Raw genomic sequence first — 16,244 nt, 5'->3', positions numbered from 1 at the left:
TAAAAAAATGCTTAAAAGCTTTCATTAAGCTTAGGCATATTACATATGCACAAATAAAATAAAAAGGTACCACTTACCTTCATCAGTAATTCCTTGAATTTCCCTGTCCATCCCAATCGTATTATTATCTTTTCCTATGGTAAAATAAAAGAATCATAGGGAGGTTTGTACCTTGGTTTCTGAAGCGTTACATTATTACTTGCAGCACCATATCGCATTAAAAAATGAAAGCATACATGTCAATGATGCGTATGAGCAGAATGACATTATCCATATACCAATAATAAAGCGAACGACACGAACAAGAAAGATAGTAGCAAGGCTAATGGTAGGAAAAGCTACGGATCCGGATCTACACCATATAGATACCATTCCAACCAAACTAACTAATGGTTTCAATAGTCCAAAAACGAAGAAGCAGATAGATCTTTCCGATGAAACTTATGAATGGATTCGTTATGGCTGGATTATTCGTGAAATTCGTTTAGAAAAAGATGAAAGAACTGTAAAAACAGAACGATATCGTATGGGCTTCGTGCTTTATCAGCTAAGTTTAAAGATACAAGCAGAAGCAGCAAAAGAAACCAGAAATTGGATACTTGATTGGAAAAAGTGTTGGGATGTTGCGAAGCACAGCACTATTTTACGCATTAAACAAGACCAGCGTGCAGACGTTGTTTCGTTATTAGCAATCCAATTAGATAAAATAGCAAGTGAGACAGATAAAGTCTTAACTGGAGAAACTAAATTAATAGAACGTATTCATCCGACTTGGCGTTTGAGGAAACAAGTAGTATTCCTCCATTTTTTGATTGCTTTATATCAACTAGCATGCACGGAAAAATATTTTGATTGGAAACAGATTGGTGCTACCTATTATCGGACAATCGGTGGGTCAAAAAAATTTGATGCTTATAAAAAGGATTTTATTGAAGAAACAGAAAAACAACTTCATCGTCCAATACAGTTGTTAGGTCTAGCAAGTATGGGGACAATTACACCACTATTTTTCACTGGACCAATGAAAGGGAATCACGTGGAGTATAGTTATGGTACTGTTCACGCAACGACTGATCTAGCTGTTTTTTTAGAAAAGTTTACTACGAAAGCAGATGTGTTATGGTTAGTGGAAAACAGAGGTGTGTTAACACGGGTGGCTTACGAAGAAAAGTTTTTAAGAGATACGAAAAGTTTCGTATTAGGTGTGGATGGACAAGTACGGTCTGCACATAGGCAATTAATTTCGCAACTAACAACCTGTGTCAGTCAAGTTATTATTTGGACGGATGTTGATGAAGCAGGTTACACGATCGCAGAGCAATTATATGAGCTAATACAAGATGAACAAGTCTTAATAAAATGGATTGTACCGCCATTAACCGTGGAAACTGAATGGGGAACTTTTGCAAGCAAATACCAACAATCGATACAAAGGAGTAAAGAAGAGCAAGAACAAGAAATTGGAGGAGTAGAGCTGTGGAAAAAGTGGATCAATCATTAATTTCGATCTTTGACGTTACAGATGATAAACCTGAGCTACTACAATCGATGCGTGATATTGCCCAACTATCAGGTGTGTTAACAGAATTAAGTGATAAGGAGTATTTTCAGTCACCAATCCACGTACTACGTTTCCTCCGAGTGTTACATATTATTAATCAAGAAGCACTCGGTATTGCAGAACCTATTGAAAGTGAGGAGACGTTATTTTATCGCTATCGTAATATGTATGGCTATGACGAAGTAATTACGCAAAGTTATATGAAACACCTCGTGTTCGTTTTGGGGAAATTTAATTGGGTGGCAAAAACAACAAAAAGAATAAAAATGCGTGATGTAGGAAAACGAATGATGGATGTACTTATTCGTTTAGCTAATGATTCGCTTGCATATTATCTTAATGATGATGTGGCAAGGTCCCTGTTTCAAGCAAAAAGAGATGCAGAATTAAGTGAAGCTTATGATGATAAAGGCATCTCTGGTGGTAATAAGCTTGCTAGTATGATTAAAAATGTAGAAGAAGCTGTATTGCTCCTCCATGAAAGACAGCTTGAGTATTTAGCAGACCGAAATGCATTAACACAAGTAGAAGTGATTCATCATCTTATGACAGAACTTGAAGGTAAGATGGCAGAACGTATGGATAAGTTTGAAACAGTTGATCAAGAGCTTGTGTTTTCCGACATTAAACAACGAGGGACAGCAGCTATTAGTGATGGAACAAAAATCAGCCTTGGGACAATTAATAAAATTCTTAAGTTTGCTCACCTGCAAGAAACGGATTTTAACCATAGAATTCAACCGGAAGCGTTTCGAACGTTCATCGTAAAATCATTTGATCCTCCCCTTGGTTCTGAAATTCCGAATGCACATCAAATTTTAAGTTTTATGGAACAAGGGCAATACAAGGACGAAGAAATAGATGGTCTATGGGCACCAGTGAAATTCGCTAGTCCGATATCACCGATGGCAATTGATGAGGGGATTAACTATATTGAAAACTATGAACCTATTACAGAAGAGATAGAGGAAAAAGTGGATGAAGAAATTCCGGATACAGAAGAAATAATGGAAGAACAGTTGGAAGAAATAATGGGCGATTCAAAATGGCAAATAACGAAACAAATGATACACACAGAGCGTATTGAAGCCTATCTAGAGGAAGTAGAAGAAGCGGGACTTGATGAGCTAATTATTCGTTCTGGATCATCTAGATGGAGTGACATAGCCAACGGATTAATTGGCGTTTCAGCATTGGTAGCTAATAAAAAAGCAGCCATTGATGAACATGCGAACAAGGAAATGTACGATAACAAAGATCAGCGCGACTGGAGGTGGAGTGAGGATGAACAAGGAACATATGGAATTAGAAAACGAGGAAGAAAGCGCGAACGTTAATCCACTAGCAGCCCTACAATCAATCAAAGGTTTTTTGACTACAGAGGAAGAGCTTGCATTTATGCAAATCCTTTTTTCATCATCAGCTACCATTCGAAGTGGGAATTTTGGCCTTTCACGTAAGGAAGTAGAAAAAATAGTTGGAATTTCAGATGATGAACAAGCTTTTTTCTCTTTTCTCAAACGGGTAAACCAAGCGATTAGTCGTTACATGAAAGTGATTTATGATGAGCGAAGAAACCAAGTAATAGCACTCATGCGCGTACCCGCCAAACAAGCGAAAACATTATTAAACAAAGAAAGTTTAGCTATTCTCATGTTTATTTTTTATCATCAAGAAGTACTGCAGAATGAGTATACACTCTTTTCCCAATTAATTAATAGTTTTGGCCATGAATCATTACAAGTAACAAGAAAAATTCAAGCTAACTTGGATCCACTGAAAAAGATTGGGGCAATTGAAGTGTATGATACAAATTCTGAGGAAGAAGCCTATCAACTTACATCGATCGGAGCTAATTTGTTTTCAGATTCTTTCTTAAGAAGATACACCGAGTTTAGTCAATCAAATCAGTTGCACATGGATGATGTCCTGCGGTTCTTTAAACGTTACAACATGAATGGGAGTGCAAATAATGATTCCATGGAGACTTAAATTTTCAGGTGTACGGGATTACACGCCGACAGTTATGGATTTTTCTGATAAAGATGACCATATTCTAATATCTGGACCAAATGGTGCTGGGAAATCAACGGTTACATTTTGTATGGGTGGTGTTCTTTATTCAAGTAAGGTTGATCTTGAAGGATTAAAGTCAAACAACCTTCCAAAAGACCAAACGTGGCGAGCAAAGATTGAATTGCTTTTTAAAAATGATGGGAAAATCAAGGTTGATGCGCCAGAGTTTGTTCAGTTTCGGTTAGATCTGGAACAGAAGCCGGGTGACCCAGTAAAAAAAGAATTTTATATACAAGAGGGAGAGAACATAGATAGATGGGAGCGGGAGACAAAGTATACTTCTGGCGATCGTAATTTTAACTTTACTGAATATAAAAATCAGATTCACTCTAAATATGCTATTGACCCGGATGAATTCTATTTAATTTGGTATCAAAAAGAGGTAAACCAGTTTGCAGTGATGCATCCAGAAGAACGATTCCGTATATTCAGTGAAATGAATGGCATTGATAAAATCCAGAAAAACTGGGAAGAAAGCAAAGAACTCGTTAGAGATACGGAACAGACCTTGCAAGTGGCAGAGAGTAAACAAAGTCTTAACAAACTTCATTTAAATCAGAAGAAAACAGAGTTAGACAGGTATTATAGTCGAAACAGGCGATTAGAAGAAGGATTTAAACAGTATATTTCAGCTTTGAAATGGTTGGAGAAGCATCACCTTAATAAAATAAATACTTTAAGAGATCAAATAAAAACACTAAAATCAGACAAAGAAGAGAAAATTACAGCGAAACAGCAAGATGTAATCTCACAAGCGGAACATAGAGAAAAGCTTGAACAGTTTCAGACGGCAATCTCTCAAATGGAATCACGCGAACGCACGTTGGACGATGAGTTAACACGTTTGCAGGAGGAGATAACTAGCCATAAAGACAAAATGGAAGCTATCTCCAAAGAAATAGAGGAAATTACGAATAAAGTAGAACGGATTGGCATGACCGAAGAAGAAGTAAATGAAGCTTTAATTCATGCGGAGGAAAAATGTGTTTCCATTAATGTTTCAATGGAAGAACAGCAACAATCGTTAGAAAGTAATAAACAAAAATTAGATGAATTAACTCAACAAATTGCTGAACTAAAAATAAAGATTGACCAGGACAGTGCTAGGGAACAAGAAGTGCGTAAACTTATTAAAGCATATAGTAGTAGTCAAGTTGTGCAAAGAGAGATGAAGCTAAATGAACAACGATTAGAAGCTGCAAAAGATGAAAAAGGGAGTCTTGAAAATAAAAAAGAAAGTTTAGATAAGGAATATGACAATCTAAGAAACAATCGAGTTTATAGTCCTCGTCAAGAAGTGGCTATTCAGTATTTTAAAAAGCGAAATATAGAAGTCTATCCTTTGCGTGAGCTTGTAGAACTAGATGACACAGCTAAGCCGAATGACGAAGAGTTGTTTGATACGATAAAATACACGTTGTTTGTTAACAAAAAAGATTTCTTTGCACCAAATGATTTATACCATATTCCATTACCAAATGTTGTTCCAGAAAAAACGATTACAAACCTTCCAGATAAACATGTAAAGATAAAAGATAATTTAAGCAATAATCTTTATCCATTTGCGGTAAAAGCACTTTGGTGGATTAAGAGCTTTTTTGAAACTGAAAAACCATTGATACAAAATGGTGTGCTTATTGATACAAAAGGCATAAGAGGTCCACAAGAGGAAAAACGTGTTATATTAAGTGAAAAAGTTTTGAAAAATTATCAAACACAAGTAGAAAATGAGCTTAAAAGCGTTGGGGATAAAATTAGCAATCTATCAAATGAAATAATTGAATTAACAGGTAGAAACAGTACGTTGTTTCGCAGACATGAGTCATTAAAAGATGCAGAAGCCTTTTTGATAAAAGAAAATGAGAGAGAGTGGCAAAAAAGTAAGTATGACAATCTAATTAATGAAAAGATGGAACTTGAAGAAAAAAGGGACAAGATTCAGTTGGATTGGAATCTGTTGAATGAAGAACGTGCTGATTGGAAGCAAAAGGTCGAAACTTTTAGAAATTATCAAGAAACCTTTACTCAGTATGAAAAAGAAAAGGAAAAAATTATTGAGGCAACTCAATTGAAGCATTATTTAACTGAGCTAAAAGAAGAGAAAAAGAATAAAAATTCACAGTTAGAAGAACTAGGTTCTCTCTTGGATGAAAAGCGGCGTGAAGAAAAGAAATTAAACCGAGTTATAGAGGATTTGGGAGATGCTATTCAATATAAAGATCGAGAAATTGATTCACAAGAAAGACAGATTAAAAATCGATCTGAAGAATATATAACAAGTGAAGAAAACTATGCAACAATTAAACATGACATCCAAAGGTTAGTAGATGCTGTAAAACAGGAATTAAAAGATTTTGCATTAGAGCTTACCGAATTACCACAAGTAACTAAACCAGAAGCAGATGATATGCGCGAGAGTGGAAAAATTCAATATACCCATGCAGTAAATGAAACAGGGATTGATGAAGCTGCACCAGAAAATTATCAAAAAATGAAAGAAGAGTATGATCGTTCCGCAACAGAAGTGAAGAAATCCAAATTATTGTTAGATGAATATACGGAGCGAATGGAGCGACTAAAAGAGGATTTAGAAAGCACAATTAATAGTAAAGTTATTGGTCTTAATCAAAAATTTGTTCATTATATGTCTTTGTTTGGTTTTCAAGGTGAAATAGATTGGGATATGAGAATAGACCGCCGTAATCAAATTCACTATGCATTATATATTAAAGCACGTAAGGAAGGACATCGAGGAAAGTTGGAGGATGTTAGTGTCAAAGCAAGAGGAGGTAAAGTAGGAAAAGGGGTTTCTGGTGGGGAAGAGTCTCTTAGTTCTTTACTGTTTGCTTTGGCATTATTACAAACGATTCAAGCATCACCTGGCTATATCGTACTCGATGAGTTTGATAGTGCGCTAGATGAAGGACGTAAAGATAAAGTATTCGAGTTATATGAACATGAACTAAACCGAAAAATGATAATCTTAACCCCCAAGTCTCATGAAGCAGAATACTTATACCGTTTTTCTAAAGTATATGTCGTTTATCACAATCCCAACATTCCACAGAGTAAAATTTTTAAGGTGAGAAGAAAGTGAAGGATCAGGAAAAAGTTGACAGAAAATGAAATGGAGACTTATATGAAAGTGATTTAGAAAAATTATTTATAACAATATGCAGCTACTTTTAATTCATGTGTTTAACGTATCGGCCCACCAATATTTTAAAATAAAGGTAGAGCGATTTGGATGAGATCCCAAGTCGCTTATTAAGTTACTATATAACAAGTTTTTTTATAATGTGGAAATTATTATAAGATACACAAGAATAATTATAAAATAAACCTCATAATACTAATTTTTAAAAAGTGGATTATTTTATTTTCTTAAATAGGAGTTAGCAAAATTCCTATTTTATCTTACTAATATCTAACTGTCTTAGGCAGCAAGATATTAGTTTTTGTACTATTTATAGAAAGAATGAAAAAATTCCAAGATTTATTATGATTGCGCTTTCATTTTATTTAAAAATTATTGTAGGATATAATTATCCTATTATATAAAAAAGTAATGAAGGTAACTGTAGTTATAAAAGGGGATACAAAGCAGTGATTACTTAAACAGTGAAATCTGCTTAAATTAAACAATTACTGAACATTCACATTTTAATACCGAATTTGTTAATTAGATATGTTCATTCCTTTTTAAAAAATTAATAATTTTAAGGAGACGATTACATGCAACAGATGACGGCCGTGATAATCGGTGCTGGCGATAGGGGATTTAGAGCGTATGCACCGTATGCATTAGAAAATCCACATGAACTAAAAATTGTAGCTGTGGCAGAGCCGCATGTAGAACGAAGGAATAAATTTAGAGATGCGTTTGAATTATTAGAAGAAGATTGCTTTGAATCTTGGGAAGAGATGTATGAGCAAGGACAGATTGCGGATGTCGCAATGATTTGTACGTTAGATAATCAACATTTTCAACCCACTATAAAGGCATTAGAGTTAGGTTATCATGTATTACTAGAGAAACCAATGTCACCAGATCCAAAAGAATGTATTGAGATGGAACGAATAGCTAAAAAATACAACCGTCAATTAAGTATTTGTCATGTGCTGAGATACACCGATTTTTGGTCAACAATAAGAAAGGTTGTGCAGGATGGTACGATTGGTGATGTTGCCTCCATTCAACTAAATGAAAATGTTGAAATCATGCACATGTCACACAGCTTTGTTAGAGGTAACTGGAATAATAAAAAGAACTCAAGCCCAATGATTTTACAAAAATCTTGTCATGATATGGACATTATTAATTTTGTTATGGGTAAAGAATGTAAACGAGTGAGTTCCTATGGTTCACTTATGCATTTTAAAGAAGAAAATGCTCCAATAGGTGCACCTAAACGATGCTTAGATGGTTGTCCAGTAGAGTTAGAGTGCCCATTCCATGCCGGGCGCTATTATCTTGGTGAAGGAAAGGGCTGGGCAAGTAAATTTACAGAAGATACTTCCAATGATGGCATAATCAAAGCGTTACATGAAACGGATTATGGCAAATGTGTGTATCAATCAGATAATGATGTTGTAGATCATCAAGTTGTTAACATGGAATTTGAGGATGGAGCAACCGCCACCTTTAGTATGTGTGGTTTCACACGCGATCAAACTCGTGTCGTACAAATCATGGGTACGAAAGGAGAAATACGTGGCAACATGGAGGAAAATAGCATATCTATTTTTGATTTTTTAACTAAACAGGAGACAGTGATAAAGTTAAGCAACCCAGTTGGTGGGCATGGTGGCGGAGATCAAGGAATCGTACGCACTTTCTTACATGAAATCAAAAATCAAGATAAAATGGAAGGTGTATCCTCTGTCTCTGTATCGCTAAAAAGTCATTTAATGGCCTTTGCAGCTGAGGAGTCACGACTAAATAAAGGTCAATCGATAGATTTAGATGACTATTATAATCGTTTTAAGGTTCAGAGTCAGGAATAAAGTGACATTTGACTTTTCATTTAGGGCGAGGGAGTGTTAAGTTTGTCTAAATTAGAAGTTCGTGGTAAGTATTTATACCTGAATGGTGAAGCCATTCAATTGATATCAGGCGCAATTCATTATTTTCGAATTGTTCCCGAATATTGGGAAGATCGGCTATTAAAATTAAAAGCGTGTGGATTTAATTGTGTAGAAACATATATTCCTTGGAATTTACATGAGCCTAAAGAAGGTGAATATAATTTTGAGGGACTTTCAGATGTTGAAGCATTTATAAAGACTGCTGACCGATTAGGTTTATATGTAATTGTTAGACCAAGCCCATATATTTGTGCTGAATGGGAGTTTGGTGGTCTACCATCTTGGTTGTTAGCAGATCGAAACATGAAAGTTAGATCTTACTACGAACCATATTTAGAAAAAATAGATAACTATTATAATGTACTACTGGAAAGGTTAAAACCGCTGCAAAGTACACATGGCGGTCCAATTATTGCAATGCAAATCGAAAATGAATATGGTAGTTTCGGTAATGATAAACAGTACTTAACATATTTAAAAGAGTCTATGGAAAAAAGAGGTATCGATGTACTGTTATTTACTTCAGATGGTCCATCTGATTTATTGTTACAAGGTGGTACGTTGGATGGAGTGTTAGCAACAATTAACTTTGGTTCGCGTCCAGTTAAAGCATTTGATTTATTACAAAAGCATTATCCAAATACACCAAATATTTGTATGGAGTTTTGGAATGGCTGGTTTGACCATTGGGGGGAGAAGCATCATACACGTGATCCACAAGATGCTGCAGATACCTTTGCACATATGCTTGGTAACGGAGATTCTGTTAACTTTTATATGTTCCATGGGGGAACTAATTTCAGCTTTTATAATGGAGCGAACCACGGTGAAAAATATGAACCAACGATAACGAGTTATGATTATGATTGTCCGATCAGCGAAACAGGCGATATTACACCAAAATTCTATGCTATCAGAGAAGCAATTGCTAAACATAAGGATATTGGAGAGCTTGTATTACCTGATCCAATTCCTAAGATAAACTACGGGTTAGTTGAAATGAAGGAATCTACCAATTTATTTGATGCATTACCTGACATAAGTTCTTCGGTGAGAAAGGCCAATCCAGAATCTATGGAAGAAATGGGACAGGATTATGGTTTTATTTTATATCGCACTATACTTAAAGGGCCAAAAGAAAAGGGACCATTAGCCATTCAAGAAGTAAGAGACCGAGCACTTGTTTTCGTTGATCAAAAGTTTCACTCTGTGATTGACAGGTGGCAAAATAATACCATAGAGATCGAAGTACCTGAAAAAGGTGCACAGCTAGATATTTTAGTAGAGAACATGGGGCGTATTAACTATGGACCGAAGTTGAAAGATATGAAGGGAATTACCGAAGGAGTTCGTTTTGCTTCTCAATTCCAATATGATTGGGAGATCTTTTGTTTACCTATGGATAATTTAGAAAAGTTAAATTACCAAACAAACGTCAAGGGAATAAGTAGTACACCGACCTTTTACCGTGGTAGTATTCAAATTGATGAAATTGGGGATACGTTTGTTGAATTAGCTGGATGGAAGAAAGGTTTTGTACTAGTTAACGGATTTAACATAGGTAGATATTGGGAAATCGGGCCGCAAAAAACCCTATACTTACCTGGTCCCCTATTAAAACAGGGGGAAAATGAGATTGTTATCTTTGAGTTACAAAAACCAGATAATCAAGTTATATCTCTAATTGATGAGCATAAACTAGAATAGTAGACTGTTGAATATATTAAATGATTTTATATATAGTTAAAAGTGTCTCGAAAAATTCATCGTTTCTATATGATGCAAATAAGGAATGGTTCCATTTATATGGCCATTCCTTATTATGTAGTAATAAGCTAGGCTAAAATAATCCTGTTATGCCGTATTGCCGTTTTGACTATCAACATAGTATGATAAGGTTATCATTATTGCTATATCAAATCTGAGAGAAAAAAGGGAGAAGTGATTCTATGTATAAATCACTAATAGTTGATGATGAAAAAAATATTAGAGATAGATTAGTAACATTTTTCCCTTGGGACGAGTTAGGCTTTGGTGTCGTGAAAATGGCAGAAAACGGAGAGGAAGCTCTAACGATAATTAACAAAGAAGTGCCAGATGTTTTGTTGACAGATATTATGATGCCAAAAATGACTGGACTTGAACTAGTTGAAAAAATAAAGCAATCTTACCCTCAGATCAAAATTGTTATTTTAAGTGCATATGATGATTTTGAGTATGCGCAACAAGCAATAAAATTTGGAGTTAAAGGATATTTGCTAAAACCTTTACTGAAAAAAGAATTTACCGAAGTGATGAACAAGCTAGTAATGGAGCTTAAAGAAGAAAAAAAGGTGGCTGGACATGATGAACAAATGTTATTAGACCTGACAGAAGGGAAAGATGTTGAGAAATACAAGGACATTTTGAAATATGATTATAATCGTATTGTTATCTGCTGCTTAAATGAAATACTTAAGGAGTATGCAACCTTTACATTTAGACAAAGCTTAAAAGAAAAAATCACAAGTTATTTTAATCAACAAGAAATACCGATATTATTTTATAAAAATAGTTTAATTTTATTAATTTTTAAGCATAAACCAATTTCTAAGTATGATATCCAACCTATTGTACAACAATTTTTAGTTTTTGTAGAACGATTATTAATCGATATGGAAATAATTTTAAAACCTGTTTACATTGGTGTTGGGAATTTAGCAAAGGGATTGGAGCAAATTAATAAGTCATATAAGGAAGCTATATATGCCTGTAGTTACAAATATTTCAATCCGAATAAATACATTATTTTCTATCAAGACCTTAAACCTAGTGCTCATAATCTAGTTAAGCAAGAAAAAGATTCTTTTGATGACAAGATTCAAAATTGTGTAGGCAACTTAGTTGAATCAATTTTGACAAAAGAAACCCTGAAAATTACAACGATTGTTAATCAATATACTGATTTGATCATTCATTATAAAGGTGAAAATGTTGTTAAGATAAAAAAAGAAAGTTATAAATTAATTATGATGGTTTCTCTTAAACTTAAAGAAGAAGGATATACAATTACTTCCATTGATGAAGAACATGTATTACAGAAAATTTATCAACTGCAATCACTGCAAGAGCTAAAAAAATGGTTGCGACATGTATTACAACTATTTGCGGTAGACATAGTTAAACACAATGAAAAGTACAATAATCGTTATGTTACGGTTGCTAAAAATTATGTCAAAAACCACTATCAGTATAAAATAACTCTACAAACAATGGCTGAAGAATTATACTTACATCAAGCATATTTCAGTACCATTTTCAAAAATGAAACAGGTGAAAACTTTATTGATTATGTAAACCGAGTAAGAGTAGAAGAGGCAACAAAACTTATAAAAAATACCGATTTAAAAATGAAAGAAGTCTCAAATAGGGTAGGTTTTCAGAGTAACTCTTACTTTAATAAAGTATTTAAAAAAATCACAGGAAAAAGTCCCTTATGTCTAAGAAAAAGATAGCCAAATGGGCTAATGTAATACGTTTAATAAAATTTAGAAGATCCAAAAAGAAACTTACCCTACAAAATTATCTCATTTTAATTTCTTTAATAACCACAATTGTTTTCACTGGAATAATTAGCTACATATTTAATAGCAAAATAAATCATTTTTTAATAGAAAAAAAATCGGAGTCAATTGAGCTGAAGATAAACCAAGTATCTTTAGACTTAGAGAAAAAACTGAACAACGCTTACCAAACAGTAATGAAATTAAAGAACAATGACTTTGTTATATCGCATTTAAACCATTTATCAGATCCACAGTCATCAGAAGTAGATAACTATTATTTATCCAAAGAATTAGAGCGGTATTTATACTCTCTACAAATTGAAAATAATATTATTGAAAATGTTTTGATTGTTACGCCAAATACTCAATACAGTTCCGATAGATCGTATATTAACTTTGATTATAATGGCTTAGAATTAGATAACGAGGTTGATGCGCAATGTAATTTTGTCTCCATTGGTGAAGCGCGTCAAAAGGTATATCTGGGGGATTCGATATCCTCTAAAAATAATGGCATTAATCTTGAAGGATTAAATCATAAACCATTCTTTGGTACAAATATCGTTGACGCTGAGGGGACAATAAAGGGAGCGATCCTTCTCTTTTTAAATCAAAGTGAATTATTTAATCAATCGTTTTATTCTGATCAGTTCTTACTATTGGATCGTAAAGATCAAATTATTTTTAAAGGCTTAGATAATGAGATTGATATTACTAATAAAATCAAGGATTATAGTCAACTGCCTGAAGGTTTAATTGTTAGCGATAACAATTTAGAAGTATATAATAAAAGAATTCCATTTTTCGACTTCCAACTATTGTATGTAGATGACTTGGATGTGTATAATCTCCAGAAACAATTTATATGGAAGGTAGTATTGATTACATTCATTCTAACTATTTTAACAGCCTTTATTTTTTCAAGTAAGGTTGCTAAGTCAGCTCTTTCTCCATTATATCGTTTATTAAGTGTACTCAAAAAAGATAGTATTTGTGATTTAGATGTTGTTTCCCGAGATGATAAGACGAAAACAAAGGCAGGGTTACGAGAAAGGCTATTTCTATACTTCTTTATGACGATTATTGTCCCACTTTTGGTATTTGCAGCAATCTATTATTGGCAAACATCCGAAGTTATTTTGGAAGATATTAAAAAAAGCAATTATTTAGAACATGAGAAAAAAGTGTTAGAAATAAACCGCCATATTGAGCAGTCAAAACTAACATTAACGAAAGTGACACTAGACTTTAACCTTCAAAAAAATATTTTAGAAAATGATCAATCCAGCTTGTTAGATACATTTTTAAGAGACAAGAAATTTGTTATCCAACCTTATCAAACACTTAGTTTGTATAGTAATAAAAATCAATTAATTTTTTCTAACAACTCAAATGCTAATAAAATTTCAAATGAACAATTTTTTCAAGAGTTAAAGAATTCTAAAAATCAATTGTCCCATACTATTCAAACCGATAGCTTTAATAATACTTCACTAGTGTTAGGGATGCCAATTATAAGTAATAAAAAAACAGATCAAATCATTGGTTTTGTGACCGTTGCTATTGCAAATGATTATTTAAGTACACTATATAGGAATTATGAAGGGGAAGATGAAGTAACACTCATTTTAAACAAAGATAATTCAATTATTTCTGCCCAAAATCCCAAACGTATAGGAGACCAACTCGTTACTTTTGACGAGATGTTAACCGATGACTCATTAGTTAATACAAAAACAGAACATTATGATTTTACTACAGATTTAATTGTAAATGATTTGAAGCTCGTTTCACAGTATAGATATGCAAACACACAAAGTGAAATTAATCGTTTGTTCTTAAGTGATAGTTACTTACTATTTATTATATTAATTCTGGTAGCAATATTTTCTTATTGGATCCCCCGACGAGTAATCAAACCATTGGAGCATGTAAATGAGTTATTTGGGACATTGGATCTTGTTGGCTCAACTAGTACTGTAATTGAAAGTATGACTGGGATTGACGAACTTGATTTGCTTCAGCAAAACTTTAATAAAAGTATGAAGAAAATGAATACATTGATTAATCAAACTTTAGAAGCAAATAAAGAAGTGATAAAAATAAATTATGAAAAACGAGAAATACAAATGAATGCGTTACAGTCGCAAGTAAATCCGCACTTTTTATACAATACACTTGACAACCTATTGTTTATTGTTGAATCACGGCAAACAGACAAAGCTGTTGATATGATTAGTTCATTAAGTAGATATTTTAGGTTTATTACAAACCAAGAAAAATATATTATCACAATTGGTGAAGAGATTATTTTTACAAAATCTTATTTAAAGATTATGTCACAACGATTCGAGAACTTTTATTGCACGTGGGATATTGACAAAGAATTATATGATTATAAAACCATTAAATTGATCTTACAACCTCTAGTAGAAAATGCAATAAAGCATGGCGTAGAAAAAGCAGATAAAATGGTAGGAATTCATATAGCTTGTCACAAGGTTGACAAAGAGAACAAGCTTAGATTTGTTGTTACCGATAATGGAAATGGAATGGACGAAAAAGAACTAGAACAAGTGAGAAGACTCTTACAATCACAGACATTAAAAAAATCAGGCATTTATAATGTGAATGCGCGGATTAATATTTATTTTGGAAAAAAATATGGTGTTGACATCGATAGTAAAAAAGGAGAAGTTACTGAAGTAACGGTAGAAATTCCGATTAACCTGAAGGAAGAGAAGCTTAAAACAGTAGAATAAATCAACACATCTCTCATGTTGAGATGTGTTTTTTTGTTTGCCGGCTTGAACTTATTACTTGGTTGTAAAAGTCAACTATAGGTTTGGTAGTAGGAACTGTTTCCTTCTATCTGATTGAGAAAAGTAAGTAACAAAATCTGAATGTAAAAACTTTATTAAAATAGTGCAAAATTTTATAAAAATATTTTTACAAAACTTTCAGGAAATTCATTAAAATAAAAATTGTTAGCGGTTACATTAATAAAAGGGGGGGTCCAATTGCAACAAGCTAAAAAAAAGTATTCACCACTAAACACATTAATGAAAGCGGATACAAAATGGAAAGAGGTTAAAAAGAACAAAGCATTTTATATCATGTTAGTAGTACCAATGATTATGTTGGCTATTTTTAGCTACGGACCAATGTATGGTATTTTGATTGCTTTTAAAGATTTTTCACCTGGACTTGGCATATGGGGAAGTCCATGGAATGGTTTTGAACATTTCACAAGAATGTTTGATGACTTTTTATTCTTACGCGCATTACGAAATACGATTATCATTAGTTTATTAAAAATTATTATTTCGTTCCCGGCGCCAATTATATTTGCGCTATTATTAAATGAAGTAAGACAGATGAATTTTAAGAAGGTTACGCAGTCTATCTCTTATTTACCTCACTTTATGTCTTGGGTAATACTTTCTTCAATGATTGTGGAAGTCTTTTCACCTGAAAGAGGAATTGTTAATTTCTTTATTACTCTTTTTGGTGTAGAGCCAATTCATTTCCTAGCGAGCAAAAGTGCATTCATTCCAATTTTAATTGGAACTGATATCTGGAAAGAGATAGGGTATGCGGCAATCATATATCTGGCTACGATGTCATCGATTGACCCAGGTTTATATGAAGCAGCAGAGATGGATGGAGCAAACAGATTTCACAAAATGATACACATTACTATACCTTCAATTATGCCAATGATTATTGTGTTATTTATTCTAAGACTTGGTAGCATGCTAAATGCAGGTTTTGACCAAGTTTTAAACCTTTACAATCCGATGGTATATGAAGTAGCCGACATCATAGATACGTATGTATACCGAGCTGGTCTAGAACAATTCCAATTAGATTATGCAACTGCGGTTGGATTGTTTAAGAACATCATTGGTGTTTTGCTAATTGTCGGTTCTAATGCAATTATCCGCAAGCGTAGTGAACATGGAATATGGTAG

Annotated in this window: 9 protein-coding genes; all 9 read left to right on the top strand. The window is 33.5% G+C overall.

Annotation, left to right across the window (positions count from 1 at the left end; all coding sequences use genetic code 11):
- The first annotated feature begins 172 nt into the window (after positions 1-172).
- The 9 genes from BN1058_RS07075 (at position 173) to BN1058_RS07035 (ending at position 16,244) form a co-directional block, all read left to right on the top strand.
- The gene (locus BN1058_RS07075) at positions 173-1,501 is read left to right on the top strand and encodes a DUF2399 domain-containing protein (RefSeq protein ID WP_090854898.1); all 1,329 of its coding nucleotides are present in this window, start codon (positions 173-175) and stop codon (positions 1,499-1,501) included.
- Complete coding sequence (locus BN1058_RS07070; protein ID WP_090854895.1) at positions 1,477-2,898, top strand: hypothetical protein; 1,422 nt, start codon at positions 1,477-1,479, stop codon at positions 2,896-2,898. Before BN1058_RS07075 ends, BN1058_RS07070 begins: the two co-directional genes overlap by 25 nt.
- A complete protein-coding gene (locus BN1058_RS07065; protein ID WP_090854892.1) occupies positions 2,846-3,553 on the top strand; it encodes a hypothetical protein in 708 nt (235 codons plus the stop codon). Before BN1058_RS07070 ends, BN1058_RS07065 begins: the two co-directional genes overlap by 53 nt.
- Entirely contained in the window at positions 3,534-6,734 is a 3,201-nt protein-coding gene (locus BN1058_RS07060) for an AAA family ATPase (RefSeq protein ID WP_090854889.1), read from the top strand. Before BN1058_RS07065 ends, BN1058_RS07060 begins: the two co-directional genes overlap by 20 nt.
- Before the next feature lie 638 nt (positions 6,735-7,372).
- Positions 7,373-8,644, top strand: a complete 1,272-nt coding sequence (locus BN1058_RS07055; protein ID WP_090854886.1) for a Gfo/Idh/MocA family protein — start codon at positions 7,373-7,375, stop codon at positions 8,642-8,644.
- 42 nt (positions 8,645-8,686) lie between these two features.
- A complete protein-coding gene (locus tag BN1058_RS07050) occupies positions 8,687-10,432 on the top strand; it encodes a glycoside hydrolase family 35 protein (protein WP_090854884.1) in 1,746 nt (581 codons plus the stop codon).
- Between the two features lie 242 nt (positions 10,433-10,674).
- Entirely contained in the window at positions 10,675-12,219 is a 1,545-nt protein-coding gene (locus tag BN1058_RS07045) for a response regulator (RefSeq protein ID WP_090854881.1), read from the top strand.
- Entirely contained in the window at positions 12,201-15,032 is a 2,832-nt protein-coding gene (locus BN1058_RS07040; RefSeq protein WP_090854878.1) for a sensor histidine kinase, read from the top strand. Before BN1058_RS07045 ends, BN1058_RS07040 begins: the two co-directional genes overlap by 19 nt.
- Positions 15,033-15,290: 258 nt before the next feature.
- Positions 15,291-16,244 (top strand): ABC transporter permease, encoded by a 954-nt coding sequence (locus BN1058_RS07035; RefSeq protein WP_255307018.1) that lies wholly within the window; start codon positions 15,291-15,293, stop codon positions 16,242-16,244.

It is taken from the genome of Paraliobacillus sp. PM-2, from assembly GCF_001368815.1.
Classification (GTDB): Bacteria; Bacillota; Bacilli; order Bacillales; family Amphibacillaceae; genus Paraliobacillus.
Note: the sequence above shows the minus strand (reverse complement) of the source record. Positions and strands in the feature narration are given on the sequence as shown.

Bases quoted from the DNA above. Each gene is read 5' to 3' on its own strand.
- BN1058_RS07065 (WP_090854892.1), top strand. From the start codon at position 2,846: ATGAACAAGGAACATATGGAATTAGAAAACGAGGAAGAAAGCGCGAAC.
- BN1058_RS07060 (WP_090854889.1), top strand. From the start codon at position 3,534: ATGATTCCATGGAGACTTAAATTTTCAGGTGTACGGGATTACACGCCG.
- BN1058_RS07055 (WP_090854886.1), top strand. From the start codon at position 7,373: ATGCAACAGATGACGGCCGTGATAATCGGTGCTGGCGATAGGGGATTT.
- BN1058_RS07045 (WP_090854881.1), top strand. From the start codon at position 10,675: ATGTATAAATCACTAATAGTTGATGATGAAAAAAATATTAGAGATAGA.
- BN1058_RS07040 (WP_090854878.1), top strand. From the start codon at position 12,201: ATGTCTAAGAAAAAGATAGCCAAATGGGCTAATGTAATACGTTTAATA.